23 protein-coding genes are annotated in these 23,780 nt (G+C 66.2%); 5 read left to right on the top strand and 18 right to left on the bottom strand.

What is annotated here, in order from left to right:
• Positions 1–64: 64 nt before the first annotated feature.
• The 7 genes from A9Z05_RS34555 to argB all read right to left on the bottom strand — a co-directional run bounded on the left by A9Z05_RS34555 (position 65) and on the right by argB (position 8,296).
• Complete coding sequence (locus tag A9Z05_RS34555; protein ID WP_185728578.1) at positions 65–1,105, bottom strand: fimbrial protein; 1,041 nt, start codon at positions 1,103–1,105, stop codon at positions 65–67.
• A 41-nt stretch (positions 1,106–1,146) separates the two neighbouring features.
• On the bottom strand, positions 1,147–3,855 hold the full coding sequence (locus tag A9Z05_RS11610; protein ID WP_069618212.1) for a fimbria/pilus outer membrane usher protein: 2,709 nt from the start codon (positions 3,853–3,855) through the stop codon (positions 1,147–1,149).
• A gap of 113 nt (positions 3,856–3,968) precedes the next feature.
• Positions 3,969–4,733 (bottom strand): molecular chaperone, encoded by a 765-nt coding sequence (locus A9Z05_RS11605; RefSeq protein ID WP_084044201.1) that lies wholly within the window; start codon positions 4,731–4,733, stop codon positions 3,969–3,971.
• A gap of 104 nt (positions 4,734–4,837) precedes the next feature.
• Positions 4,838–5,380, bottom strand: coding sequence for a fimbrial protein (locus A9Z05_RS11600; RefSeq protein ID WP_069618211.1), 543 nt, complete (start codon positions 5,378–5,380; stop codon positions 4,838–4,840).
• A gap of 596 nt (positions 5,381–5,976) precedes the next feature.
• On the bottom strand, positions 5,977–6,642 hold the full coding sequence (gene slmA / locus A9Z05_RS11595) for a nucleoid occlusion factor SlmA (protein WP_069618210.1): 666 nt from the start codon (positions 6,640–6,642) through the stop codon (positions 5,977–5,979).
• Complete coding sequence (locus tag A9Z05_RS11590) at positions 6,609–7,400, bottom strand: pyrimidine 5'-nucleotidase (RefSeq protein ID WP_069618209.1); 792 nt, start codon at positions 7,398–7,400, stop codon at positions 6,609–6,611. The genes slmA and A9Z05_RS11590 overlap by 34 nt, the downstream gene beginning before the upstream one ends.
• Positions 7,397–8,296, bottom strand: coding sequence for an acetylglutamate kinase (gene argB / locus A9Z05_RS11585; RefSeq protein WP_006490510.1), 900 nt, complete (start codon positions 8,294–8,296; stop codon positions 7,397–7,399). The genes A9Z05_RS11590 and argB overlap by 4 nt, the downstream gene beginning before the upstream one ends.
• 293 nt (positions 8,297–8,589) lie before the next feature.
• Here argB and A9Z05_RS11580 point away from each other — a divergent pair, with 293 nt between their 5' ends.
• The 3 genes from A9Z05_RS11580 (at position 8,590) to A9Z05_RS11570 (ending at position 10,892) form a co-directional block, all read left to right on the top strand.
• Positions 8,590–8,814 carry a cysteine-rich CWC family protein gene (locus tag A9Z05_RS11580; protein ID WP_069618208.1) on the top strand — a complete coding sequence of 75 codons (225 nt, stop codon included), beginning with the start codon at positions 8,590–8,592 and terminating at the stop codon, positions 8,812–8,814.
• A gap of 91 nt (positions 8,815–8,905) precedes the next feature.
• Entirely contained in the window at positions 8,906–10,336 is a 1,431-nt protein-coding gene (locus tag A9Z05_RS11575; RefSeq protein WP_069618207.1) for an ATP-binding protein, read from the top strand.
• 13 nt (positions 10,337–10,349) lie between these two features.
• Complete coding sequence (locus A9Z05_RS11570) at positions 10,350–10,892, top strand: response regulator transcription factor (RefSeq protein WP_021156278.1); 543 nt, start codon at positions 10,350–10,352, stop codon at positions 10,890–10,892.
• A gap of 71 nt (positions 10,893–10,963) precedes the next feature.
• Here A9Z05_RS11570 and hslU read toward each other — a convergent pair whose 3' ends face one another.
• The 9 genes from hslU to lpxL form a co-directional block, all read right to left on the bottom strand.
• On the bottom strand, positions 10,964–12,307 hold the full coding sequence (gene hslU, locus A9Z05_RS11565; RefSeq protein ID WP_069618206.1) for an ATP-dependent protease ATPase subunit HslU: 1,344 nt from the start codon (positions 12,305–12,307) through the stop codon (positions 10,964–10,966).
• A 10-nt stretch (positions 12,308–12,317) separates the two neighbouring features.
• Positions 12,318–12,854 (bottom strand): ATP-dependent protease subunit HslV, encoded by a 537-nt coding sequence (gene hslV / locus A9Z05_RS11560; protein WP_069618205.1) that lies wholly within the window; start codon positions 12,852–12,854, stop codon positions 12,318–12,320.
• 237 nt (positions 12,855–13,091) lie between these two features.
• Entirely contained in the window at positions 13,092–13,508 is a 417-nt protein-coding gene (dksA, locus tag A9Z05_RS11555) for an RNA polymerase-binding protein DksA (RefSeq protein ID WP_006477498.1), read from the bottom strand.
• A gap of 494 nt (positions 13,509–14,002) precedes the next feature.
• Positions 14,003–15,079, bottom strand: a complete 1,077-nt coding sequence (locus A9Z05_RS11550; RefSeq protein WP_069618204.1) for a GTP-binding protein — start codon at positions 15,077–15,079, stop codon at positions 14,003–14,005.
• A gap of 193 nt (positions 15,080–15,272) precedes the next feature.
• On the bottom strand, positions 15,273–16,487 hold the full coding sequence (locus tag A9Z05_RS11545; RefSeq protein WP_069618263.1) for a class I SAM-dependent rRNA methyltransferase: 1,215 nt from the start codon (positions 16,485–16,487) through the stop codon (positions 15,273–15,275).
• A gap of 76 nt (positions 16,488–16,563) precedes the next feature.
• A complete protein-coding gene (xerC, locus tag A9Z05_RS11540) occupies positions 16,564–17,484 on the bottom strand; it encodes a tyrosine recombinase XerC (RefSeq protein ID WP_069618203.1) in 921 nt (306 codons plus the stop codon).
• A 13-nt stretch (positions 17,485–17,497) separates the two neighbouring features.
• Positions 17,498–18,223: a DUF484 family protein gene (locus A9Z05_RS11535; RefSeq protein WP_050017936.1), complete on the bottom strand. Its 726-nt coding sequence runs from the start codon at positions 18,221–18,223 to the stop codon at positions 17,498–17,500.
• 37 nt (positions 18,224–18,260) lie between these two features.
• Positions 18,261–19,130, bottom strand: coding sequence for a diaminopimelate epimerase (dapF, locus tag A9Z05_RS11530; RefSeq protein ID WP_069618202.1), 870 nt, complete (start codon positions 19,128–19,130; stop codon positions 18,261–18,263).
• 305 nt (positions 19,131–19,435) lie between these two features.
• Entirely contained in the window at positions 19,436–20,320 is an 885-nt protein-coding gene (gene lpxL / locus A9Z05_RS11525) for a lauroyl acyltransferase LpxL (protein ID WP_069618201.1), read from the bottom strand.
• A 265-nt stretch (positions 20,321–20,585) separates the two neighbouring features.
• Here lpxL and metK point away from each other — a divergent pair, with 265 nt between their 5' ends.
• Positions 20,586–21,773: a methionine adenosyltransferase gene (metK, locus tag A9Z05_RS11520; RefSeq protein WP_050017940.1), complete on the top strand. Its 1,188-nt coding sequence runs from the start codon at positions 20,586–20,588 to the stop codon at positions 21,771–21,773.
• A 108-nt stretch (positions 21,774–21,881) separates the two neighbouring features.
• Here the strand turns inward: metK and A9Z05_RS11515 are convergent, their stop codons facing one another.
• On the bottom strand, positions 21,882–22,223 hold the full coding sequence (locus A9Z05_RS11515; RefSeq protein WP_069618200.1) for a hypothetical protein: 342 nt from the start codon (positions 22,221–22,223) through the stop codon (positions 21,882–21,884).
• A 351-nt stretch (positions 22,224–22,574) separates the two neighbouring features.
• Between A9Z05_RS11515 and A9Z05_RS11510 the strand changes: the two genes are divergently transcribed.
• Positions 22,575–23,348: a phytanoyl-CoA dioxygenase family protein gene (locus A9Z05_RS11510; protein WP_069618199.1), complete on the top strand. Its 774-nt coding sequence runs from the start codon at positions 22,575–22,577 to the stop codon at positions 23,346–23,348.
• Positions 23,349–23,493: 145 nt separating this feature from the next.
• Here the strand turns inward: A9Z05_RS11510 and A9Z05_RS11505 are convergent, their stop codons facing one another.
• Positions 23,494–23,700 (bottom strand): DUF3185 family protein, encoded by a 207-nt coding sequence (locus A9Z05_RS11505; protein ID WP_006477510.1) that lies wholly within the window; start codon positions 23,698–23,700, stop codon positions 23,494–23,496.
• Positions 23,701–23,780: the final 80 nt, after the last annotated feature.

The raw sequence follows: 23,780 nt of genomic DNA, 5'->3' as shown, positions 1-23,780 counted from the left end.
GCCGTTTGCGATTGCCTGGCGACCGGCGCGCTATCGAATCACTGAGCTATCGAGCGCAGAACGCTCACTGGTAGCTCATCGTGAACGTCGCGACACCCTTGACCTTTCCGCCGGATACCGGCCCGGTCGCGATGTACTGCGCGGACAGCGGAATGCTGGTCGTTGTCGCGGACGGCCCGACCAGCCATTGGTTGGTATTGCCAATGGCGATGGAATCCGGACCGTAACCGACGGGCTGCCCGTTTCTCAGGATGCGAAGCTTCACGCCTTTCGCCGACGAATCGGGCGTGAGGGTCAATTGATTGCCGGTATTGCCCTGGTCGGTCAAATCGGTCAGTGTCACGTAAACGTTCGAGCCGGATTTGCAATTCAGCCCGATATTGAATCCCGCATCGCCTGCGGTCATGCCGACGGTATTCAGTTGGCTTGCCGCGACGGGCGGTAGTTTCACGTCGACCGACGGTGTGGTGACCGTGCAGGTGTTAGGCATGACGATAAGTTTGCCGACGGACTCTTTCCAGGCTAGGTTCCATTGGGCCGCGCCGTATTTGCCATCAGGTCGACTTCGTATATAGATACTAAGTGGCGCGGTGGCATTCCTCGGGAGCGATGAGTTATATATATTGTCGTCGACCTTTATCAATTCGATTTTGAGTGGCACTGTGCCCTCAATCGGTTTGGTCGTCGGGTTGGGCGGCGCGAAAGGCACGAGGTTTCCGCCGGGGCTGATGATCGCTCCAGTCTCAGCATTGCTGATACGCAACCCTAATCCTTTGTAGTAGTTTCCTGCAGCAACGGATGCGACTCCGGGGATACTAGATTCCCATAGGGAGACCATCGCCATGGCCTCATATCCTCCGGGCGGGTTCGGGTTGGCATTGCATTTATAGCTCATCGGCCGATTCACTGTTGCTGTCGCAAGAACGGCACCATTCGGGGTGTCGTAGGAGACAAGCACATTGCCGAAACTGTAAAGGCGAACGTAATCTCCGGTGTTGTTTCCACTGGGGTAGGTGCAATAACCACTAGCTTGTGCAAGGCTGGGGTTTGATTTCAATAGGGTTGTGGTGTAAAGCATGAAAATAAGCAGATATTTAAATTTCATGTTTTCATGTTCCATTTATCGAAATCTGGATTGAATTCGATTCATTGAAAGGCGGCGCTCAGACGCGAGTCATCGATCGAGCTGGCCGGAGTGATGCCGGCTTGATTGGAATCGGTGAAATGCTGACGCGCATCTTTTTCGGCAGCGTCTTGCGGGCGCGCATTCGCCGGCATGGTGCGTGCGCATATCGCATCGACACGCGCGTACACTTCGGCCTTGTCGTGCTTGGTCGGCAAGCGGTAGTTAAGCGAGCAGACCTCGGTTGCACGATTGCCCCATTTCGCGGTCAGCACGCCGGTTTCGCTCAGGCCGCGGGCGAACAACATGCCGCCCTGCCCGGACACACCGACGGTCTTGCCCTGCGCATCGGCAACGGTGCTGCCGAACGGCACCGGCGTGCCGTCCGGCTGACGCATCGTCATCAGCACGGGGCGGCCGGTCACCGTCTCGAACTTCAGCTTGACCACCGAATTCGCCCGCGGCGCGACCTGCTGGCTGGTCGACAGCATTTCGACGTCGGTCGGGATGCCCTTCGGGTCGAGTTCGATCGTGTTCATCTGGTAGGGCGTCAGGTACGGGAGCACCGCATAGCCGCGCCGGTCGATCCGGATGTCCGTGCCGTTCGTGATGCGTGCGCCGATGGCGTCCTTTGCCTCGATGATCGCGGCGGTTTCGCCGAGATCATTCGCGAGCGTGAGGCCGCCCGCATGGCCGACGACCGCGCCCGACACGCCGACGGACACGCTCGAGTAGCCGCTGCCGCCGCTCGCGCTGCCGGAGAGCGTCGCATACGGGCTGCGGTACTGGGCATTGCCGCCGCCGGACGTCGCACTCCCGCCAGTGTTGACGTTCACCCCATACGAGAAGGCATTGGACTTCCCGACAGAACCGGTGAGCGACATTTGCCCGGTCGCACCGCCGTGGCTGTCGTGCGCGACGCTCGCGGACAGTGTCGGCGCGTACGACCGCCGGCCGAGTGGAATGGTCACGTTTGCGTACATCTGGTTGTTCAGGCGGCCCGTGTAGCCGTCGCGCTGCCGCGAAACGGACAGGTTGTAGCTCAGGTTGAGGCCGCCGATCCGCAGGCTGTTGTTGTAGCCGACCTGGAACTGCGTCGTCGTGCCCTTGCGATTCCAGTAACTGGACGTCGAGCCCACCGCGAACAGGCTGCCGCGCCCTTCACCGAGCGTCTGGTTCAACGTCAGCTGAACCTGGTTGCGTTGCCGGTACGCGTCGTTCGGATTCGCGCCGGCAGCCGCCCGCTCGCGGGCGTACATCGCGTCGCGCAGCTCCCAGTAGCCGCGGGACGAGTAGCGATACGCGGCGACCGCGATGTTCGTGCCGGTCGCCTCCACGGACTTGCTGTAGCTCACGCGCACGCTCTGCCCGCTCGTCGCCGACACGCCCGGGATGCGGGCGCTGGCGTGCGTGACGTCGACGGCGAGCGCGCCGAGCGGCGTGTTGAACGCCGCGCCGACCAGCCCGGCCAGATAGTTTTCCGCGACGATCGCGCCGACGTAACCCGTCATCAGGTTGCTGATGCCGCGCTGATACGTAGCCTGAGCAAAGTTCGGATGACGATCGAACTGCGGCTCGCGCAACTGTCCGAGCGCGACGCCGAAGCGGGAGACGCCAGGGCGCAGCGACTGCGCGACGGCCGCATACGGCACGGTGAAGCTGTGCTTTTTGCCGTCGGCCTCGGTGACGGTGACGAGCAGGTTGCCGCCGTAACCCGTTGCGTACAGATCGTTGATTTCGAACGGCCCCGGCGCGACGTTCGTTTCGTACAGCACGGCGCCGTTCTGCGCAACCGTGACGTGCGCGTTGCTGGTTGCGACGCCGCGAATCATCGGCGCATAGCCGCGCATCGAATCGGGCAGCATGCGATCGTCGGTCTCGAGCGTGACGCCGCGCATGCCCACGCTGTTGAACAGCGTGCCGTCGGTGTACGTCTCACCGATCTTCAACTGGCTGCGCCAGGCGGGCAGGTCGCGTTGAACGTACGTGTTCAGCGCTTGATAGCGGTTCTCGCCCTGCGATTGCGACGCATAGGAGCCGTTGTGCCGGAAATGCCAGTTCCCGACGTTCACACCCGCATTCAGCCCCACGTACGCCTGCGTGCTTGCGTAACCTGACGACGCGTTGCGGTACGCGTTCGCGTTGTACTTGAGCGTCGCGCTCGGTACGCCGTCGTCCCACAGTTCCGGGCTCACGTAGCCGCGCGGATTGCGCAGCAGCGCCGCTTGCGGGACGCTCACGTTCAGGCGCAGTTCCGACATGTCGAATTCGACCGTCGCGTCGGCGACCAGCTTGTCGACGTCCGTGCATGCTCCTGCCAACACGCGGGCCAGTTCGGCGCGTCCGGTGTCGGTCAGCGCCTGATCGTCGAGGCCCAGCCGGGTCACGAGCGCGCGATCGAAGCATGGCGTCGCGGTGTCCGCGCCCTGGGCCGCGCTGAAGCGTACCGTCGAACGGCCGTTCCACGTGCCGTTGACGTAGAGATCGACCAGATAGTCGCCCGCCGGAACCGGATTGCCTTTCGAGAAACGATCGAGGTCGAGTCGCTGACCGCGCGGCTTCATCATCAGCGTGTCGTTGAACTGAACCTGCGCGACGTCGAAACCGTCCGCCGGTGCGGCGAGCGTGTCGGCTGCCCAGTTGCCGAGCGCCGCCATGACGAGCAGATATCCCGGCTTGAGCGGGAAGCGCGCCGGTGCCTCGAGGGTTCGGCGTTGATAAATTGTTCGCATGAATCAGATGTATTAATGCCGCATCTTCATGATGCGAACGACGGATTGCCTGCGCCGATGCGATTGCCGCGTCGGCGGGCCAGCGAGAGTTGAATCAGGGAGGGGGAGTGGCGTCAGTGCGCTTTTCTTGGCGCGTAGCTGCCTTCGACGCCGCCGCCGTAGTCGTTGAGGAACGTGTAGTCGACCTCGATTGGTCCGCCCGGCAGCGACGGCACGTTGCCGACGTCGAACTGTTCGGTGGCGCCGGGCTTGACCATGCCGCCCTTGTCGTTGTTCCACGTTGCGCCGCCGGACTTGACGGTCAGCTTGGTGAACGTCACGTGGAAAGGCGTCGGGTTCTTCGCCTGCAATGCATAACCACCGTCGACCTTCGGTGCGAAGTTCCAGGTCACCTTCTCCGCGGACTCGTCAGCCACGCCTCGCAGCGCGGCAGGACGGAAGAACAGCTTGATGCGCGAACGGAACGCGAGCTGCAGCAGGTTGGGGGCGTCCGGATCGTCGGTGGCCTGCGGCGGAACGTCGAGGACGTTGAGCCAGTAGAGCGTTTCCTTGTCCTGCGCGAGCGGCTCCTTCGTATAGATCAGCCTCAGGCTCTGGCCTTTGTTCGGATCGAGGCGGAACAAAGGCGGCGTCAGCGTGAACGGCACCTTCGAATCGTCAGGCAGCGCGTTTGCGTTGCCGTCGTCCACCCAGGCCTGCACGAGTGACGGCCGGTCGCCATTGTTGGTCAACTTGACCGTGACTTCGCGCTCCTTTTCCGGATAGATCACGCGCGTCCCGCTGATGACCACGCTCGCGTCCGCCGCGCCCATGCCGGACAGCGACGCGACCAGCGCCGCGGCGCCCACGCTCGAGCGCCAGTTGATAGACATCCCCATCGCCGATTTCTCCTTGTAGATAGACAGATCACATACCGTCGGCCGGAGGCGGCCCGTGCGCCGCCATGACTTCGCGGGCCCGGGCCGCCGATCGCGACACCGGATTACTGGTACGAGACCGAATACATGACCGACGTGCCGACCGTGCCGGCCGAGGCAGAACCGCCGGTTGCGACGTACTGCGCGTAGTAATCGAGCGTTGCCGCGCCGCCCGAGATCGGAACGACCTGCGAGTTCTGCTGAGCCTGGGCCGCGCCGAGCTTGATGTTCGAGCCGTCCTTGTTCAGCAGGCCGACCTCGACGTTCTTCGCGTCACCCGTTGCGTTGAACAGTTGACCCGTCTGCGCGTTGACGGTCGTGCCCGGCTCGAAGTACACCGATGCGTTGCCCGGGTTCGGCGAGCAGTTCGACAGGGCGATGCGGAACGGTTTGCGGCCGGCCGTCGAGCCAGGCGCGCTCAGCGCCGACGTCGACACGTTGGGCAGCGTGACGGTGAAGTCCTTGCCGCCGCCGTCGCCCGAAATGTTGCAGGTCTGGGCGGTGATTTCGCCGGTGATCGTGATCGTGCCGTCGGCTGCTTGGGCCGACGAAGCAACGGCCAGGAGACCTGCTGTCGCCATCAGAATGGGAAGTGCTTTTTTGGACATGAAAGTACCCGTTAGTAAGGAGTCCTGCGTCGAATGACGACGCACTGACGTTTCCTGAACGCTGTCTGTCGACGTCGCCGAAACGAACTGAAGCGGCGGCAGGAAACAGGCGATATTGTCGATTTCTAAGGGATTTGAAGGAATGGGATGATTACTAATGTGATTGGGTTTTTACTAGTTCAAGTACTAATTTCTTTTAAAAAACGTCAGGCATACGAACTCGGTGCTCATCGTCGCTGAGCGCGGATGCAGTCGGAGCGGAGGGGGATGCTGTGGCGCTGAGAGGGGCGTTGCGAACGCCCGAGCGAGTGGCGGCGGATGCTGACGAAATGTGACCGTGAGCGGGTACCACAGGTGCATGTTAATGAAAAGGCATCCTGATCATGAGTGGGGCCCGTTCATGTGTGTGGCTGCATCGGTTCGTTCGTTTGCCGTGTCGATCGTCACAAGGGCAGACGATGCCCGGGCAAAGTGCGCGTGGATGGGCGTGGCCTGCACCGGGCCACTCAAACCGGAAATGGCGCGTGATTCGGTGGTGGGCGGCCGTTACGCGGATGAGCCGGATCGTGCGTCGATTTGCGCGTGCGCGCCGCGCATCACTGCAGGATCAGCCGCAAATGCGCATCGGCCTGCTCGCCCGGCGGCTTCTGGAACCCGCCTTTCGCGAAGCGGTGCCACCGGCCGATCACATAGCTGACGAGCAGGCTCGCGCGGGCGCCGGGATCGTAGTCGGCAGGCAGCACGAACGCCGTCGCGCCGTCCTGCGGCGCATTCGCCTCGGTGCGCGCGACCCGCAGGCACTGCTTGACGGTTGCCTCGATCCGGTCGAGCAATTGGTTCACGCGCTCGGTCAGCCGCTCGTCCTCGCCGACCAGCGCCTCGCCGGTCAGCACGCGCGTCATGCCCGGGTTCTTCGCGGCGAAATTGAGCATCGTCAGCGCGATCGTGCGGGCCTGCAGCACGCCGTTCGGCTCCTTCGCGACGATCTGGTTGACGAGCCCGAACAGCGCCTGCTCGATGAACTCGATCAGCCCTTCGTACATCTTCGCCTTGCTGGTGAAGTGCCGGTACAGCGCGGCTTCCGACACGTCGAGCCGGGCCGCGAGCGCGGCCGTCGTGATTTTCTCGGGTTTCGGGGCCTCGAGCATCGTCGCGAGGGTCTGCAGGATCATCACGCGGCGCTCGCCCGGCTTCGGGCGCGGGCGAGCAGGTGTGGTCTGGCCTTCGGTTACGGCTTGGTCCTGCGGGTAAGTCGGCTGCATTTTTGTCGCCCCGATCGTGTGCCCAGTCGCAGCGATTTTAACGAACGAATGCGCTGGTCGACATAAAGTGGGCGTCCGGTGCCTGGCAGGTGGCCGGGCAGGTGGCCGGTGATCCACACCGTGCCGATGCCGAGGCGCTTGTAGCGCTTCAGGTGGCCGAGCGTATCCTCGACGAGGATCGCATCGGACGCACGGGCATGCACGGCGCGCAGCGTACGGCGCAGCATCGTGTGATCGGGCTTCGCGCGCCACGTGCGGCGGTCGCGCATGTGCTCGATCGCGATCACGCGTTCGAACAGCCGCTCGATGCGTAATTCGCGCAGAACCGCGCGCGCATAGTTCTCGGGCGCATTGGTCAGCACGAACTTGCGGCCCGGCAGCGCGGCGATGATGTGCGCGAGGCCGCGCTCGGCGCGCACCATCGCGGGAAGATCGGCGAACGTGTGGACCACGCGCAGGAAGTCGTGCGGATCGATCGGGTGATGGCGCGTGAGGCCGAGGAGTGCGGCGCCGTAGCGCTGCGTGTAGCCGGTGCGCAGGCGGTCGGCTTCGGCGCGCTCGACCTGCAGCGTGTCGATGATGTATTGCGTCATCGCGCGGTTGATCTCCGGAAAGATCGCGTGCGATGCGTGGTGCAGCGTGTTGTCGAGATCGAACAGCCAGACGGGCGAGCCGGCGCGCGGCCGGCTGCGGGAGATGCGCCGGCGTCGCAGCGACGCCGGCAGGTCGGGGCTGGAGGGTTTGCGGCGCGCGCTCAATGCGAGCGGATCATCGTGCCGAACGGCTGCTCGGTCAGGATTTCCAGCAGCACCGAATGCTCGATCCGGCCGTCGACGATGTGCACCGACTTCACGCCGCTCTTCGCGGCGTCGAGCGCCGACGAGATCTTCGGCAGCATGCCGCCCGAGATCGTGCCGTCCTCGAACAGCGCGTCGATCTCGCGGGCGGACAGGTCGGTCAGCAGGTTGCCGTCCTTGTCCATCACGCCGGGGATGTTGGTCATCATCAGCAGCTTCTCGGCGTTCAGTACCGTGGCGAGCTTGCCCGCGACCAGATCCGCGTTGATGTTGTACGACAGGCCGTCTTCACCGAAGCCGATCGGCGAGATTACCGGGATGAACGCGTCGTCCTGCAGCGCCTTCACGACCGCCGGGTTGATCGCCTCGACTTCGCCGACCTGGCCGATGTCGATGTACTGGCCCGGGTTGTCGCGGTCCGGCATCAGCAGCTTGCGCGCGTGGATCAGGCCGCCGTCCTTGCCCGTCAGGCCCACCGCGTGGCCGCCGAAGTGGTTGATCAGCATCACGATGTCCTGCTGCACTTCGCCGCCCAGCACCCATTCGACGACTTCCATCGTCTCTTCGTCGGTGACGCGCATGCCCTGGATGAAGGTGCCGGCCTTGCCGATCTTCTTCAGCGCGTGATCGATCTGCGGACCGCCGCCGTGGACGATCACCGGGTTGATGCCGACCAGTTTCAGCAGGATCACGTCGCGCGCGAAGCCCTGCTTGAGCCGCTCTTCCGTCATCGCGTTGCCGCCGTATTTGATGACCACGGTCTTGCCGTGGTAACGGCGGATGTACGGCAGCGCCTCCGCGAGGATTTCTGCTTTCAGCGTGGGGGCGATCTGCGAGAGGTCGATGGGCTCGGACATGGCGGCGGCTCTGGCTGGGAACGGTTGAAACAGGCCGAATTGTACAGGAGTGGCGCAGCGCAGCATCGGGTTTTTGGGCCGGGCGGAACACGGTCGGCGCGACGCGGCATCGCACGCGGCGGCCCGCCGGCTATGGCGCGGCGCGATTCGGGCGGCACCGTGCGGGTGCCGCCGACGGGCGGGCGCGCGCGTGTTTGTGCCGCACCTCGGCCGTGTGGCCGGCGTGCAAAATCCCTGCGCCGCGCTATGCTTGTCGCGTGGGGCGATGTCCCGCCCGTTTCCGCGATTGCGCCATGACCGATTCCGCCGCCGACGCCCGTTCGGCTCCGCGCCGCGCGCGTTGCCCGCACTGCGGGCGCGGCTTCGACTGCGGTGCCGGCACGCAGCCGTTCGACTGCTGGTGCGCGTCGATGCCGGTGCCGCCCGGCGGTACGCCGCCCGCGGCCGGCGCGCGGTGCCGATGCCCCGAGTGCCTGGCCGACGAGATCGCGCAGCGCATGGGCGGCGCGGCCGGTTGACGGTGTTGCGCCATGCACGCGCGTGGGTCGTTCGTGTGCACGGATCCGGCCCCGCTGGAGGCGCCGGGCGCTAAACGGGTAAACTGCCCGGATGCAACGAATCACCACCACCGGCCGCGTCAACCTCAGTCACCTGTTCTGGCTCCGCAATCTCGCGATCATCGGCCAGCTCGTGACGATCGGCGTCGTGCAGACCTATTTCGGCGTGCACCTGCCGTTGCCGGCGATGCTGATGGTCATCGCGCTCGAGATCGTTTTCAACGCGCTGACCTGGGTACGCGTGCTGCGTGCGCGGCCCGAGACCAATTTCGAGCTGCTCGGCCAGCTGTGGGTCGACCTCGGCGCGCTGTCCGCGCTGCTGTTCCTGTCGGGCGGGACGACCAACCCGTTCGTGTCGCTGTACCTGCCGTCGCTCGCGATCGCGGCGGCGGTGCTGCCGTGGCACCTGATGATCTGGCTCGCGGCGTTTGCGGTCGCCTGCTACGCGGCGCTCGGCTTCGACTCGGTGCCGCTCAACATGGACAACCCGGCGAACCTGTTCGATTACTACCGTACCGGCATGTGGGCGAACTTCATGGTCAGCGTCGGGCTGATCGCGTGGTTCGTCGCGCGCATGTCGAACGCGCTGCGCCAGCGCGACGCGGCGCTCGGCGAGGCGCAGCAGCATCTGCTGCGCGACGAGCGGGCCGTCGCGCTCGGCGTGCAGGCCGCCACCGTCGCGCATGAAATGGGCACGCCGCTGTCGACGATCGCGATGCTCGCCGAGGAGTTGCGCGACGCGGCGCGCGCCGATCCGGGGCTCGCACGTTACGAGGCCGACCTGAAGGTGCTCGAGGAACAGATGTCGCTGTGCACGTCGGCGCTCGCGCGCCTGCGCAGCCGCGCGAGCGCGCCGGCGAGCCGCCAGCCGGTGGACGACTGGCTCGACACGTTCGTCGAGCACTGGCGCCTGCGGCATCCGCACGTACAGTTCGAGCTGCTCGGCGCGCGCCCGGCCGGCGTCGCGCTCGACGATACGGTCGCGGCCGGCCAGATCCTGACGATCCTGCTCGACAACGCCGCGCGCGCGAGCCCGCAGCGCGTGACGCTCGCCGCGAAGGTCGCGCATGGCGGCACGGCCGACGAAATCGAATTCGAGGTATGCGACGACGGGCCCGGCATTCCGGCCGCGCTGCGCGAATCGCTCGGCGCGATGCCGGTCGACAGCACGCAGGGCGGGCACGGCGTCGGCCTGTATCTGGCGTTCAGCGCGGCCGCGCGGCTGGGCGGCGAGATCGAACTGTCCGACGTCGCGCCGCGCACGGCGGGCGGCAACGGCCGGGCCGGCGGTGCGGCGAATGGCCACGCAGCGGCCGCATCGGGACAACGCGCGGGTTCGCGCACGGGCGCACATGCCGCCGAACGGCCGGCCGGCACGCCGGACAGCCGCCCGGCCGGCGCTCCGGCAGGGCGCGGCACGCGGGCCGTGCTGCGCCTGCCGGTCGTGCGGGTCGCGCTGCCGGCGGCCTCAACCAACACGTAGACGGAGAAACCACATGAGCGAGAACAATTTCCTGGTGATCGACGACAACGAGGTGTTCGCGGGCACGCTCGCGCGCGGCCTCGAGCGCCGCGGTTACGCGGTCCAGCAGGCGCACGACAAGGAAGCGGCGCTGCGGCTCGCCGCGGGCGGCAAGTTCCAGTTCATCACCGTCGACCTGCATCTCGGCGAGGATTCGGGGCTGAGCCTGATCGCGCCGTTGTGCGACCTGCAGCCCGATGCGCGGATTCTGGTGCTGACCGGCTACGCGAGCATCGCGACCGCCGTGCAGGCCGTGAAGGAGGGCGCGGACAACTACCTCGCGAAGCCGGCGAACGTCGAGTCGATCCTGGCCGCGCTGCAGACCAACGCGACCGAAGTGCAGGCCGACGAGGCGCTCGAGAATCCGGTCGTGCTGTCGGTGGACCGGCTTGAATGGGAGCACATCCAGCGCGTGCTGGCCGAGAACAACAACAACATTTCGGCGACCGCGCGTGCGTTGAACATGCACCGCCGCACGCTGCAGCGCAAGCTCGCGAAGAAGCCGGTTCGGCAGTAAGCGGCGCAGCAACGAAAACGGGCGGCCCCCGGCGAAAGGGGCCGCCCGTTTTTCATCCGGCGCCGCGCGCGTTACAGCACATAGCGCGACAGGTCTTCGTCCTGCGCCACTTCGCCGAGCGCGCGGTCGACATACTTCGCGTCGATCGTCACGCGCTCGCCGGCGTGGTTGCCGGCCGAGAACGACACTTCCTCGAGCAGCTTCTCGATCACCGTGTACAGCCGGCGCGCGCCGATGTTCTCGGTTTTCTCGTTGACCGCGAACGCGATCTCGGCGAGGCGCCGGATGCCGTCGTCGGCGAATTCGAGCTGCACGTCCTCGGTCGCGAGCAGCGCCTGGTACTGCTTGACGAGGCTCGCGTCGGTCGCATCGAGGATCGCCTCGAAATCTTCGACCGACAGCGAATCGAGCTCGACGCGGATCGGGAAGCGGCCTTGCAGCTCGGGAATCAGGTCGCTCGGCTTCGCGAGGTGGAACGCGCCGCTCGCGATGAACAGGATGTGATCGGTCTTCACCATCCCGTACTTCGTGTTGACCGTCGTGCCTTCGACGAGCGGCAGCAGGTCGCGCTGCACGCCCTGGCGCGACACTTCGCCGCCGCTGCCTTCGTTGTTGCGCGACGTGATCTTGTCGATCTCGTCGAGGAACACGATGCCGTTCTGCTCGACGTTCTGCACGGCCTTCGTCTTCACTTCCTCTTCGTTGAGCATCTTCGCCGCTTCCTCGTCGGTCAGCAGCTTCAGCGCTTCCTTGATCTTCACCTTGCGGCGCTGCTTCTTGCCGCTGCCGAGGTTCGAGAACATCGAGCGGATCTGCTCGGTCATCTCTTCCATCCCGGGCGGCGCCATGATGTCCATGCCGACCGACGGCTGCTCGAGGTCGAGCTCGACTTCCTTGTCGTCGAGCTGGCCTTCGCGCAGGCGCTTGCGGAAGGTCTGACGGGTCGCGTTGTTGTCGTCGTTCGCGTGCTCGGCATTGCCGCCGAAGCCCACCGCGCGCGGTTGCGGCAGCAGGATGTCGAGGATGCGGTCTTCGGCCTGGTCGGTCGCCTTGCTGCGGACCTTGCGCATTTCGGATTCGCGCGTCTGCTTGACCGATATCTCGATCAGGTCGCGCACGATGCTGTCGACGTCGCGGCCGACGTAGCCGACTTCGGTGAACTTGGTCGCTTCGATCTTGATGAACGGCGCGTCGGCGAGCTTCGCGAGGCGGCGCGCGATTTCGGTCTTGCCGACGCCCGTCGGCCCGATCATCAGGATGTTCTTCGGCGTGATTTCCTGGCGCAGCGGCTCGGCGACCTGCTGGCGGCGCCAGCGGTTGCGCAGCGCGACGGCGACGGCCTTCTTCGCCTTCGCCTGGCCGATGATGTGCTTGTCGAGTTCCGAGACGATCTCGGCAGGGGTCATGGTGCTCATGGGGCGGTCCTTACTCGATCGTTTCGATGATGCGGTTGTGGTTCGTGTAGATGCACATGTCGCCGGCGATCCCGAGCGACTTCTCGACGATCTCGCGCGGGGACAGATCGGTGTTCTCGACGAGCGCGCGGGCCGCGGCCTGCGCATACGCCCCGCCCGAGCCGATCGCGCAGATCCCGCCTTCCGGGTCGAGCACGTCGCCGTTGCCGGTGATCACGAGCGTGGTGGTCGCATCGGCCGTGATCAGCATCGCCTCGAGGCGGCGCAGCATCCGGTCGGTGCGCCAGTCCTTCGCGAGCTCGACGGCCGCGCGGGTCAGGTTGCCCTGGTGCTTCTCGAGCTTCGCCTCGAAGCGGTCGAGCAGCGAGAACGCATCGGCGGTGCCGCCCGCGAATCCGACCAGTACCTGGTTGTTGTAGATCCGCCGCACTTTCCGCGCGCCACCCTTCATGACGATGTTGCCGAGGGTTACCTGGCCGTCGCCGCCGAGCGCGACCTGGTCGCCGCGCCGGACTGAAACGATGGTCGTGCCGTGAAATTGCTCCATCTGCGTTCCTTGAGAAAAACGGGGAAGAGTCGGGCGGCGCGATGCGCCGCCGCGTGAATCCGCAGTGCGCCGGGGAGCGGCCCGGCGCGCGTCCGTTTCATTTTAGGGCGGGCGCCGGGATATCAAGAGGGGATGGCAAATCGGCCGGCGGCCGGGAACCGGCGCCGGAAAAACAAAAAGCGCGCGGCAGGCCGCGCGCTTTCGGGAAGCAGCGTGTTTGAGCGGAACGCCGCCCGATCAGTCGCCGAACAGCTTCTGGCGCAGCTCGCGGCGCTCCTGCGCCTCGAGCGACAGCGTGGCGGTCGGACGTGCGAGCAAGCGCGGAATGCCGATCGGCTCGCCGGTTTCCTCGCACCAGCCGTAATCGCCGGAATCGATGCGGGCGAGCGACTGCTGAACCTTCTTGAGGAGCTTGCGTTCGCGATCGCGCGTACGCAGCTCGAGCGCGTGCTCTTCCTCGATCGTCGCGCGGTCGGCGGGATCGGGGACGATCACCGTCTCGCGCAGGTTCTCGGTCGTCTGGCCTGCATTCTTGAGGATGTCCGCCTGCAACTGTTCGAGCCGATTTTTGAAGAAGGCGAGCTGATCCTCATTCATGTAATCCTTGTCGCTCATCTTCAGGATTTCGGCTTCGGTCAAGAGTTTCTTCGTCATCTGCTTGCTTCTTCAATGTGCGGCAAATCGAGAGATATTGCCTGCACTTTGGGATTACCCGCAACCGCGTTTGCATTCATTTGCGATTTGCCGCCGCGGGGCCGAAAGCCTCTGGAAACCGGTTCTCAAATACCAGGATAGGCCTGGCGCGGAGTTGTGCGCGCTGCGAACCGGTGTGCTGCGCGGCACATCGCATCGGCCGCGGCCGGGAGGCGGATTGGCGATCCGGCGCGGTTGCGATGCCCGGAAAACTGGTTCAGCAAGAACCGGGCCTGTTTGTTGCCGTACTCCAGCGGGCACGTATTGTAACTGAATCGCAAGCGGGCGCCGTATCGGGTCGATCCCCGTCGGCTGCGCCAATATCTAGAAAATATAACGCGCAAATCGCGAAAAAGCGATGACGGCGAAACCCTGCCCGAAAAAGGCGCCCCGGGGCGGCCGCGGCCGCCTGGGCTGGCGGCCGCGCAGCGGGGCGCGGCGGGCGCCCGCGCGGGTCAGGCGAGGCAGGCGTCGAGGCCGTCGGTGATCAGGTCCTGCGGCAGGTCGACGCCGATGAACACCATCTTGTTGGTCTTCTTCTCGACCGGCAGCCACTTCGCCGCGAGGTCGCTGCCCATCATCTGGTGCACGCCCTGGAACACGACCTTGCGGTCCACACCCTTCATGTACAGCACGCCCTTGTAGCGCAGCATCCGCTCGCCGTAGATCTGGAGGATGCCGCCGAGGAAGTCTTCCAGCTTGTTCGGGTCGAACGGACGGTCGTTGCGGTACACGAACGACTTGATCTTGTCGTCGTGGTGCGCGTGGTGGTGGTGGTGATGGTGGCCGTGATCGTGCGCGCATTGGCCGTGATCGTGATCGCAATTCGCGTGATCGTGACCATGGTCATGATCGTGGTGATCGTGCGCGTGATCGTCCTCGGCGAGGAAATCGGGATCGATCTCGAGCTTCGCGTTCAGGTTGAAGCCGCGCAGGTCGAAGATTTCCTTGATGTCCGCTTCGCCGAAATTCACGACCTTGATCGCGGCCTTCGGGTTCATGTGCATCAGTCGGTGCTTGAGGCCCGCGACGGTCTGGTCGTCGACGAGGTCGGACTTCGTGATGAACAGGCGGTCGGCGAAACCGACCTGGCGCTGCACCACCTCGTGCTCGTCGAGCTGCGCGTTCGCGTGCTTCGCGTCGACCAGCGTGATGACCGCGTCGAGCAGGAAATCGTCGGCGATTTCGCTGTCGATGAAGAACGTCTGGGCGACGGGGCCCGGGTTCGCGAGGCCGGTCGTCTCGATCACGATGCGGTCGAAATCGAGCTTGCCTTCGCGCTTCTTCGCGGCCAGATCGCCGAGCGCGCGGGCGAGGTCGCCGCGGATCGTGCAGCAGATGCAGCCGTTGCTCATCTGGATGATCTGCTCGTTCGAATCCTGCACGAGGATTTCGTTGTCGATGTTCTCTTCGCCGAACTCGTTCTCGATCACGGCGATCTTCATGCCGTGCTGTTCGTTCAGGATGCGCTTGAGCAGCGTCGTCTTGCCGCTGCCGAGGAAGCCGGTAAGGATGGTGACGGGAGTGGCCATGTCGGTCGCCTGTGGTTCGTGAATCGGGGTCAAAACCAGGATGTGCGTCGCGCCCTCGCGCTGCGAGCCGGGGCGCACAACCATCCATTGAAACATACCTGTCAAGTCCCCGCCCGTCGTCCGGACGACAGACGAAAGCGCGGGCCCGACAGGCGGGGCCGGCGGACCGGAGTGTCCGCCAAGATCGGGGCGATCAGACGATTTGCAACAGCAGGCCCTTCAGATATTCGCCTTCCGGGAACGCGGCGAGCAGCGGATGATCGACGCCCGCGCCGAGCCGCTTCAGGATGCGCGCGTCGACCTTCGCGTCGGCGGCCGCGCCCGCGACGATCTTCTGGAACAGGTCCATGTCGATCGCGCCCGAGCACGAGTACGTGAACAGCAGGCCGCCCGGGCGCAGCAGCCTGAAGCCGCTCAGGTTGATGTCCTTGTACGCGCGCGCCGCGCGATCGACGCTGTCGCGGGTCGGCGCGAACTTCGGCGGATCGAGCACGATCAGGTCGAAACGCTCGCCTTCGTCGACGAGGCGGCGCAGCGTCTTGAACGCGTCCGCGTCGAGCCAGGTCGCGCGTTCGGCGTCGAAGCCGTTGGCGACGACGTTCTGCTGCGCGAGCGCGAGCGCATCGCCCGACGAATCGATGGACACGACGCGTTTCGCCCCGCCCTTGAGCGCCGCGAGCGAGAAGCCGCCCGTGTAGCAGAAGCAGTTGAGCACGTCGCGGTCGGCCGCGTACTGCGCGACGAGCGCGCGGTTGTCGCGCTGATCGACGTAGAAGCCCGTCTTGTGGCCGTTCGGCACGTCGACGTGATAGCGCACGCCGTTTTCGTTCGCGATCAGCGTCGCGGGCGGCGCATCGCCGGCCAGCACGCCGGTCGTCTGTTCGAGCCCTTCCTTGTCGCGGATCGACACGTCCGAGCGCTCGTACACGTTCGGGCAGCCGGTCGCGCCGGTGAGCGCCGCGACGATCGCGTCCTTCCATGCTTCGACGCCCGCGGCCATGAACTGGCAGACGAGCTGGCCGCGCGGCGCCGCGCCGGCTTCGGCGGTGTCCGCGACGTAGTAGTCGACGATCAGCCCCGGCAGCCCGTCGGCTTCGCCGAACACGAGCCGCACCGCGCCCGTGCCCGACACCATCGTCGTGCGGTGCGCGACCGCGCGCTGCACGCGGCGCTTGAAGAACGCGTGATCGATCGGCTCGTGCTCGTCGAAGCTCCATACCCGCACGCGGATCTGCGACTGCGGGCTGTACGCGCCGCGCGCAAGGAAGCGGCCGTCATGGGCGCGCACCAGTACGGTCGCGCCGGGCGCGGGCTTGCCGTCGACGCGGTCGATCGCATTGGCGTAGATCCACGGATGGCGGCGCAGCAGCGATTTTTCCTTGGACGGCTTGAGGGTGACGGTTTGCATGATGAGATCGAAATGGGCTGCGCGCGACGCCGGCCGGTGCCGGCCGCCGCGCACGGCGGGTAACACGGGACGCGCGTCAGTCGCGCTTCTTCGCGCGCGGATGCGCGCTGTCGTAAATCTTCGCGAGATGCTGGAAGTCGAGCGACGTATAGATCTGCGTCGCGGCGACGCTCGCGTGGCCGAGCAGTTCCTGCACCGCACGCAGGTCGCCGCTCGACTGCAGCACATGCGTCGCGAACGAGTGGCGCAGCACGTGCGGGTGGACGTTGGCGGGGATGCCGGCGGCCAGCGCCGCGCGCTTCACGCGCTCGCGCACGACGCCCGGCGACATCCGGTTGCCGCGCACCGACACGAACAGCGGATGCGGATCGTGCTTCACGAATTCGCCGCGCACCGCGAGCCACGCGTTCAGCGCGTCGATCGCCTTGCGGCCGACCGGCACCTTGCGCTCCTTGTTGCCCTTGCCGCGCACGGTGACCTCGGCTTCGGCGAGATCGAGCCAGCCGGCCGAGCGATAGCCGTCGGCCTGCGTGTACCTGACGTCGAGCCCGACCAACTCGGCGAGGCGCAGCCCCGACGAATAGAACAGCTCGAGGATCGCGTGGTCGCGGATGCCTTCGGTCGTGTCGGGCAGCGGCGTATCCATGAGCGTGACCGCATCGTCGACCGACAGCGCTTTGGGCAGCGATTTCTCGCGTTTGGGCGCGCGTACCCCGGCGACGGGGTTCGCGGGCATCTCGATGCGCTGCGCGAACCAGCGATAGAACGCACGCCACGCGGAAAGCCGGTGCGAGATCGAGCGCGCGGACAGCCCGGCCGCGTGCCCGCGCACGACCGCGCCGCGCATGTCGGCGGCGGTCAATGCTTCGAGCGGCCGGCCGGCCGCGAGCTTCTTCAGTTCGTCGAGTTCGTGCGTGTACGCGCGCAGCGTGTGTTCCGACAGCTGCCTGACGTGCTTCAGGTTCGACAGGTAGGCGGCGATCGGATCGTCGGTCATCGCGTGCGGCGGATCAGTGCGGCAGCAGGCGCGTGAGCGCGGCGCTCGCGAGCGTCGCGATCTGGGCGAGGAAATCGGTGGCCATCCCGTCGTGGAAGCGGCGCGGATCGGGCGAGCCGAGCACGAGCAGGCCGAACGCGGGCGCGTCGTTGCCGGCGAGCGGCGCGCGCAGCGCGAGCAGCGCGACCGACGCGGCCGCACCGTCGCCGGCCGGCGCGGCTTCGGCGCCTTCCGCCGCGCTCGCGGCCGGGGCGGCGAGCGCGGGTGCGAGCCACTGCGCGGCCTCGAAGCCCGTATTCGCGCCGCAGTACGGCGTCGACAGGCCATTCGCGAACAGGCGCACTTCCTCGCCGACCTGGCGCGCGAAATCGGCTTGCGCGTAGGTGTCGGCGACGTCCCACACGCGCAGCGCCGTCTGCGGCACGTCGAACACGTCGGCGATGCCGTCGGCGATCGTGCGCGGCAGCGCGTACGGATCGCGCTCCGCGATCACGCGCGCGGTCCAGCGGCTGAACTTCGCGGACAGGCTGTCGTTCTCGTGGCCGTAGCGCACGAGTTCGGCGAGCCGGCGCTCGAGATGCTTGTTCTTGTCGCGCAGCATCTCCATCTGCCGCTCCTGCAGCGAGATCGCGGCCTTGCCGTGCGGGTTCGCGAGACGGATCGTCGCGAGCAGCTCGGCGTGCTGCGCGAAGAATTCGGGATTGGCGAGCAGGTAGTCGGCGACTTCGCGATCGTTCATGTGGCTGGCGCGTTCAGTTATCAAGGACGTTGCAGGGTCAGGCGTTCAGGTCGATCTCGCCTTCGAACACGGTCGTGGCGGGGCCGGCCATCATCAGCGCGGCGGCTTCGTCGCGCGCGCCGTCCCAGCCGATCGTCAGCGTACCGCCGTGGGTGTGCACGGTCACGGGCGAATCGAGCAGGCCGCGCCGGATGCCGGCCGCGACCGCCGCGCACGCGCCGGTGCCGCACGCGAGCGTCTCGCCCGCGCCGCGTTCGTATACGCGGAGCTTCACCTCGCGGCGCGACACGATCTGCATGAAGCCGGCGTTCACGCGCTGCGGGAAGCGCGCATGGCGCTCGATCAGCGGGCCTTCTTCCAGCACCGGATACGCTTCGACATCGTCGACGATTTGCACCGCGTGCGGGTTGCCCATCGATACCGTCGAGATCCAGCGCGTGGCGCCGCCGACGTCGAGCGGCCACAGCGTGTCGTGGCCCTGCGTGCGGCCGTCGAGCCCCGACGCGTCGAACGGCACCTGCGCCGGCGCGAACACGGGCGCGCCCATGTCGACGACGACTTCGCCGTTGTCCTGCAGCGTCAGCGTGATCAGGCCCTTCATGACCTGCACGCGCACGCTGCGCTTGTCGGTCAGGCCGCGGTCGCTGACGAACTTCACGAAACAGCGCGCGCCGTTGCCGCAGTGTTCGACCTCGCCGCCGTCGCAATTGAAGATCCGGTACTTGAAATCCGCGCCGTCGACGGTCGGCTTCTCGACCAGCAGCAACTGGTCGGCGCCGATGCCGAAGTGGCGGTTGGCGAGTGCGCGCACCTGCGCGTCGGAGAGCGGCGGCAGCGCGCGCGAATAGCCGTCGAGCACGACGAAGTCGTTGCCCGCGCCGTGCATCTTGGTGAACGAGAGTTTCACTGGGTCCGGAATTCCATGGCGAACGAGGCGGTCGGCACGACGGACGCGGCGTGCCGTCATGCCGGGCGTCGTCGTTCGTCGTGCGGATCTCAGCCGTAAATGATACATGCAGCCGACAGGGGCGTCCTGCGCGGGTGGGCTGCGCGTCTGTCATGGAGATGGAAGGGGGGCGCTATCTGCCGATCGGCCGACTGGTCGTGCGAATGATGAGCGGTCGGATTGACGGGGGCGTGGCGGGCGCGCAGAAGGTGGCGAGGGCGCGGGCCCGCGCATGACGGCGCACCCGCGAACGTCTCGCGGCAGGGTCAGTACAGGCTCGGCTCGCCAGGCGGGCGCGTCTTGAAGCGCTTGTGCACCCAGTAGTACTGCTCGGGCATCAGCGGAATCTGTTCTTCGAGGAATGCGTTCATCCGCCGCGCGTCGAGATCGTCGTCGCCGGTCGGGTAGTGATCCCACGGCTTGAATACCTTCAGACGGTAGCCCTTGTAGTTCGGCAGCACCTCGCCGATGAACGGCACGACCTGCGCGCGGCCCGTCTTCGCGAGCCGGCCGACGGCCGTCAGCGTGCACGCCGGCACGCCGAAGAACGGGACGAACGTCGAGTTGCGCAGCCCGTAGTCCATGTCGGCGCCGAGCATCACCGGCTTGCGGTCGCGCAGCCAGCGCAGCACGACGCGCGCGCTGTCCGCGCGGCCGACCATCTCGGCGTCGAAGCGTCCGCGCGCCTTCTTTGCTTCTTCCTCGAGCACCGCGTTCGAGAACGGCTGGTAAAGCGATCCGCAGCGGCGGTGCAGCGAACGGTTCAGCCAGATCGAGCCGGCCTCGATGCCGACGAAGTGCAGGCCGAGGAACAGCGTCGGCGGCAGGTCGGGATCGTCGAGATCGACCGCGCTGTCGACCTGGATCAATTTCGCGAGCTTCTTCTCCGAGCCGAACCACTGGACGCTGCGCTCGACGTAGCTGCGGATCGCATGACGGAAATGCTGGCCGGCCACTTCCTCGCGCCGCGCGTCGCTCCAGTCGGGGAAGCAGAGTTTCAGATTCGTATGTACGATGCGCTTTCGCCGGCTGGGGATCTGATACAGCAGCCAGCCGAGGCCATCGCCGAACCGTGCGGTCAGACCGTATGGCAGCAGGGCGAGCAGCTTCAGCAAGCCGATGGCGAGGTGCGTGCCGAGGCGGCCTAGCATGCGGAATCTCCGTAGGGCCGGCTGGCCGGCACGTTGCGAACAGGGTGGTAAGACAGCGGAAGATGCAGCACGGGCGGCGCTCTGTGACAATTCATGAAAGCCGCTATAATACGGGCTTCGCCGAGTTAACTGACAACTTGCGGGGCGAAGCCGGCTGGCGCGACACACGCCGCCCGGTCCTGGTAATCCGCTAAAGCGTCGCCGCTTCAGGCCCAACGAAGCTGGCTACGTGAAACCAACCGTAACCACACAGGAGCCTGAAAAAGTGGCAAACGATTATCTCTTCACGTCCGAATCCGTCTCCGAAGGCCATCCGGACAAGGTCGCGGACCAAATCTCGGACGCGATTCTCGACGCCATCCTCGAGCAGGACAAATACTCCCGCGTTGCGGCCGAAACGCTGTGCAACACGGGTCTCGTCGTGCTGGCCGGTGAAATCACCACGACCGCCAACATCGATTACATCCAGATCGCGCGCGATACGATCAAGCGCATCGGCTACGACAACACCGACTACGGCATCGACTACAAGGGTTGCGCGGTGCTCGTCGCGTACGACAAGCAGTCGCCGGACATCGCGCAGGGCGTCGATCGTGCACACGACGACAACCTCGATCAAGGCGCGGGCGACCAGGGCCTGATGTTCGGCTATGCGTGCGACGAAACGCCGGAACTGATGCCGCTGCCGATCTACCTGTCGCACCGCCTCGTCGAGCGCCAGGCCAGCCTGCGCCGCGACGGTCGCCTGCAATGGCTGCGTCCGGACGCGAAGTCGCAGGTCACCGTCCGCTACGTCGACGGCAAGCCCGATTCGATCGACACCGTCGTGCTGTCGACGCAGCATGCTCCGGACATCGAGCTGCCCGCGCTGCGCGAAGCGGTGATCGAGGAAATCATCAAGCCGACGCTGCCGGCCGACCTGATCAAGGGCGACATCAAGTTCCTCGTGAACCCGACCGGCCGGTTCGTGATCGGCGGCCCGCAGGGCGATTGCGGCCTGACCGGCCGCAAGATCATCGTCGACACGTACGGCGGTGCCGCACCGCACGGCGGTGGCGCGTTCTCGGGCAAGGATCCGTCGAAGGTCGACCGCTCGGCTGCGTATGCCGGCCGTTACGTCGCGAAGAACATCGTCGCGGCCGGCCTCGCGTCGCGCGCGCTGATCCAGGTGTCGTACGCGATCGGCGTGGCCGAGCCGACCTCGGTGATGGTCAACACGTTCGGCACGGGCCGCGTGTCGGATGCGGTGATCACGAAGCTCGTGCGCGAGCATTTCGACCTGCGTCCGAAGGGCATCATCAAGATGCTCGACCTGCTGCGCCCGATCTACGAGAAGACGGCGGCTTACGGCCACTTCGGCCGCGAAGAGCCGGAATTCTCGTGGGAAGCGACCGACAAGGCGCTCGTGCTGGCCGAAGCGGCCGGCGTGGAGCCGACGGCACGCGTCGCGTAAGCGTCGTCCGCCTGAAATGAAAAACCCCGGCCTGGCCGGGGTTTTTTTATGGGTCGAGCGCCGAGGCAACGGTGGCGATCGGGCGGACAACGCCCGCCGGGCACACGCTCAACGCGCGCCGAACCCGAACCAGCCGTTGCTGGCCGCGAGGCGGCGCGGGCGGTTGATGCGGCGCTGCGGGCCGAGCTTGCGGCGCAGCGCGAGCGCGCGCAGCGACGACGGTTTTTGCAGCAGCGAGCGCAGGCCGGCGCGGCGAGCGAATGCCTGCGCGCTCATCATCGAGAAAAACGCGTGGAACCACGCACGGATGCCGTCCAGCCGGCTGTGCGCGTGCGTACGTTCGGCCAGCGCCTGCGTCCGTGCGCGGTGATGGCGCAGCGAGCGGGCGGGAGCGGACGGCACGACGCGCTTCGCAGCGCGGTTGAAACGGGAAGTCAGACGGAATGGCATGTGAACGATGCTTCGCTTGTATGGTGGCGCCCTGCAGAGCGCACTGGTATGAACGGCCTCGGATGACGCAACGGATCTTATCGAAACCCGTTGCGCGCCGCGCCCGCCAGAATTGACAGGCCGCGTCAGGCTACAGGGGATTCGTGACGGGCAAAAGTCGCGATAAACCCTTGTGCCGCAAGGCGTGTGCCGCCTACCGCCTGTCGCTGAGGCAGGCGCCGCGCCGCACAGTTCCCTTGCGCTGGATCAAATCCGCGATTGGCATGCCCCTGCGCACGACAATGGCGCTGTTCGCGGTATCCGGCGCCGATTTACAATCGTCACATTCACACAATAAACGTCTGGCATCCCATGTCGTCTCCATTGCAGTCGGAATCGATCCGCGCGCAAGTCGCGGAATTGCGCGAGCGCGGCTTCGTCGTCGCGCGCGGCCTCGTCGGCGAAGCGCAGTGCGCGGCGCTCAGGCAGATCGCGGAGCGCCAGTTGCGGGAGGCCGCCGAGCCGATCGAGTTCGAGGCCGACCTGCGCTATCCGGGCGCGCCCGAGTCGAAGCATGCGCCGGGCGGGCATACGGTGCGACGGCTGCTCGATGCGTACTCGCGCGATCCGGCGTTCGCCGAGCGCGCGATCGCGCCTGAAATCGGCGCATGGATGCGTGAGTATTTCGGTGAAGAGCCGGTGCTGTCGCGCGCGCATCACAACTGCATGATGACGAAGCACCCGGCGTACGGCAGCCTGACCGGCTGGCATCGCGATTTCCGCTACTGGGCGTTCGAGCGTCCGGACATGGTGTCGGTGTGGCTCGCGCTCGGGCCCGAAACCAACGAGAACGGCGCGTTGTGGCTCGTGCCGGGTTCGCATACGGCCGAATTCGGGCCGGAAGCGTTCGACGACGCGAAGTTCTTCCGCAGCGATCTGCCGGAAAACCGCAGGATGATCGACGCGGCCACGTGCCCGTCGCTGCAGACGGGCGACGTCGTGTTCTTCCACAGCAACACGCTGCATTCGGCCGGGCAGAACCGTTCCGACCAGGTGAAGTTCTCGCTCGTGTACACGTATCACGGCGCGAGCAACCGGCCGTTGCCCGGCACGCGCTCGGCGTCGAAGCCGGAAGTGCAGTTCTAGGCGCCGGGCAGCCGGCGAAGCGGCCGCGATCACGTAATGCGGCGCATCGCGGGCGAATGAAGCAACGGGCGGCCTGGCCGCCCGTTTCGTTTGGTGCGACCCGCGCGCGTGGCGCGGGCTGGATGTGCGTCGCGATGCGTCTCGATCAGCGCTTGCCGCCCGGCATCGCGAGGCCGATCAGGCCGACGAACGACGCGACGGCGCCGCCGACGATCAGCAGGATCGTCTTCGTCGCCGGCGAGCCGGTGAAGAAGCGCGACACGTTGTCGTTGATCGAATGGAACGACTGGCCGCCGAAATACAGCAGCACGACGCCGCCGACGAGCAGTGCAACCGAGATGACCCGGGACATACCAACCTCGCTGAAACGGTGATTCGAGACGCCGCAGTGTAGGCGAGCGCCGCGGTCGCGTCCATCGCCGTGCCGCCGTG

The organism is Burkholderia sp. A2 (assembly GCF_001729305.1).
In the GTDB taxonomy this organism is placed as follows: Bacteria; Pseudomonadota; Gammaproteobacteria; order Burkholderiales; family Burkholderiaceae; genus Burkholderia; species Burkholderia sola.
The sequence above is the reverse complement of the archived record's forward strand: the minus strand, read 5'-3'. Positions and strand labels throughout refer to the sequence as shown.

Excerpts from the sequence above, each read along its gene's own strand:
- A9Z05_RS11600 (WP_069618211.1), bottom strand. The coding sequence starts at position 5,380 with ATGTCCAAAAAAGCACTTCCCATTCTGATGGCGACAGCAGGTCTCCTG.
- slmA (WP_069618210.1), bottom strand. The coding sequence starts at position 6,642 with ATGCAGCCGACTTACCCGCAGGACCAAGCCGTAACCGAAGGCCAGACC.
- A9Z05_RS34555 (WP_185728578.1), bottom strand. The coding sequence starts at position 1,105 with ATGAAATTTAAATATCTGCTTATTTTCATGCTTTACACCACAACCCTA.
- hslV (WP_069618205.1), bottom strand. The coding sequence starts at position 12,854 with ATGGAGCAATTTCACGGCACGACCATCGTTTCAGTCCGGCGCGGCGAC.
- A9Z05_RS11580 (WP_069618208.1), top strand. The coding sequence starts at position 8,590 with ATGACCGATTCCGCCGCCGACGCCCGTTCGGCTCCGCGCCGCGCGCGT.
- A9Z05_RS11570 (WP_021156278.1), top strand. The coding sequence starts at position 10,350 with ATGAGCGAGAACAATTTCCTGGTGATCGACGACAACGAGGTGTTCGCG.
- A9Z05_RS11535 (WP_050017936.1), bottom strand. The coding sequence starts at position 18,223 with ATGAACGATCGCGAAGTCGCCGACTACCTGCTCGCCAATCCCGAATTC.
- xerC (WP_069618203.1), bottom strand. The coding sequence starts at position 17,484 with ATGACCGACGATCCGATCGCCGCCTACCTGTCGAACCTGAAGCACGTC.
- A9Z05_RS11510 (WP_069618199.1), top strand. The coding sequence starts at position 22,575 with ATGTCGTCTCCATTGCAGTCGGAATCGATCCGCGCGCAAGTCGCGGAA.
- A9Z05_RS11505 (WP_006477510.1), bottom strand. The coding sequence starts at position 23,700 with ATGTCCCGGGTCATCTCGGTTGCACTGCTCGTCGGCGGCGTCGTGCTG.
- hslU (WP_069618206.1), bottom strand. The coding sequence starts at position 12,307 with ATGAGCACCATGACCCCTGCCGAGATCGTCTCGGAACTCGACAAGCAC.
- A9Z05_RS11575 (WP_069618207.1), top strand. The coding sequence starts at position 8,906 with ATGCAACGAATCACCACCACCGGCCGCGTCAACCTCAGTCACCTGTTC.
- argB (WP_006490510.1), bottom strand. The coding sequence starts at position 8,296 with ATGTCCGAGCCCATCGACCTCTCGCAGATCGCCCCCACGCTGAAAGCA.
- A9Z05_RS11605 (WP_084044201.1), bottom strand. The coding sequence starts at position 4,733 with ATGGGGATGTCTATCAACTGGCGCTCGAGCGTGGGCGCCGCGGCGCTG.
- A9Z05_RS11545 (WP_069618263.1), bottom strand. The coding sequence starts at position 16,487 with ATGCAAACCGTCACCCTCAAGCCGTCCAAGGAAAAATCGCTGCTGCGC.
- A9Z05_RS11550 (WP_069618204.1), bottom strand. The coding sequence starts at position 15,079 with ATGGCCACTCCCGTCACCATCCTTACCGGCTTCCTCGGCAGCGGCAAG.
- lpxL (WP_069618201.1), bottom strand. The coding sequence starts at position 20,320 with ATGCTAGGCCGCCTCGGCACGCACCTCGCCATCGGCTTGCTGAAGCTG.
- A9Z05_RS11515 (WP_069618200.1), bottom strand. The coding sequence starts at position 22,223 with ATGCCATTCCGTCTGACTTCCCGTTTCAACCGCGCTGCGAAGCGCGTC.
- A9Z05_RS11610 (WP_069618212.1), bottom strand. The coding sequence starts at position 3,855 with ATGCGAACAATTTATCAACGCCGAACCCTCGAGGCACCGGCGCGCTTC.
- dksA (WP_006477498.1), bottom strand. The coding sequence starts at position 13,508 with ATGACGAAGAAACTCTTGACCGAAGCCGAAATCCTGAAGATGAGCGAC.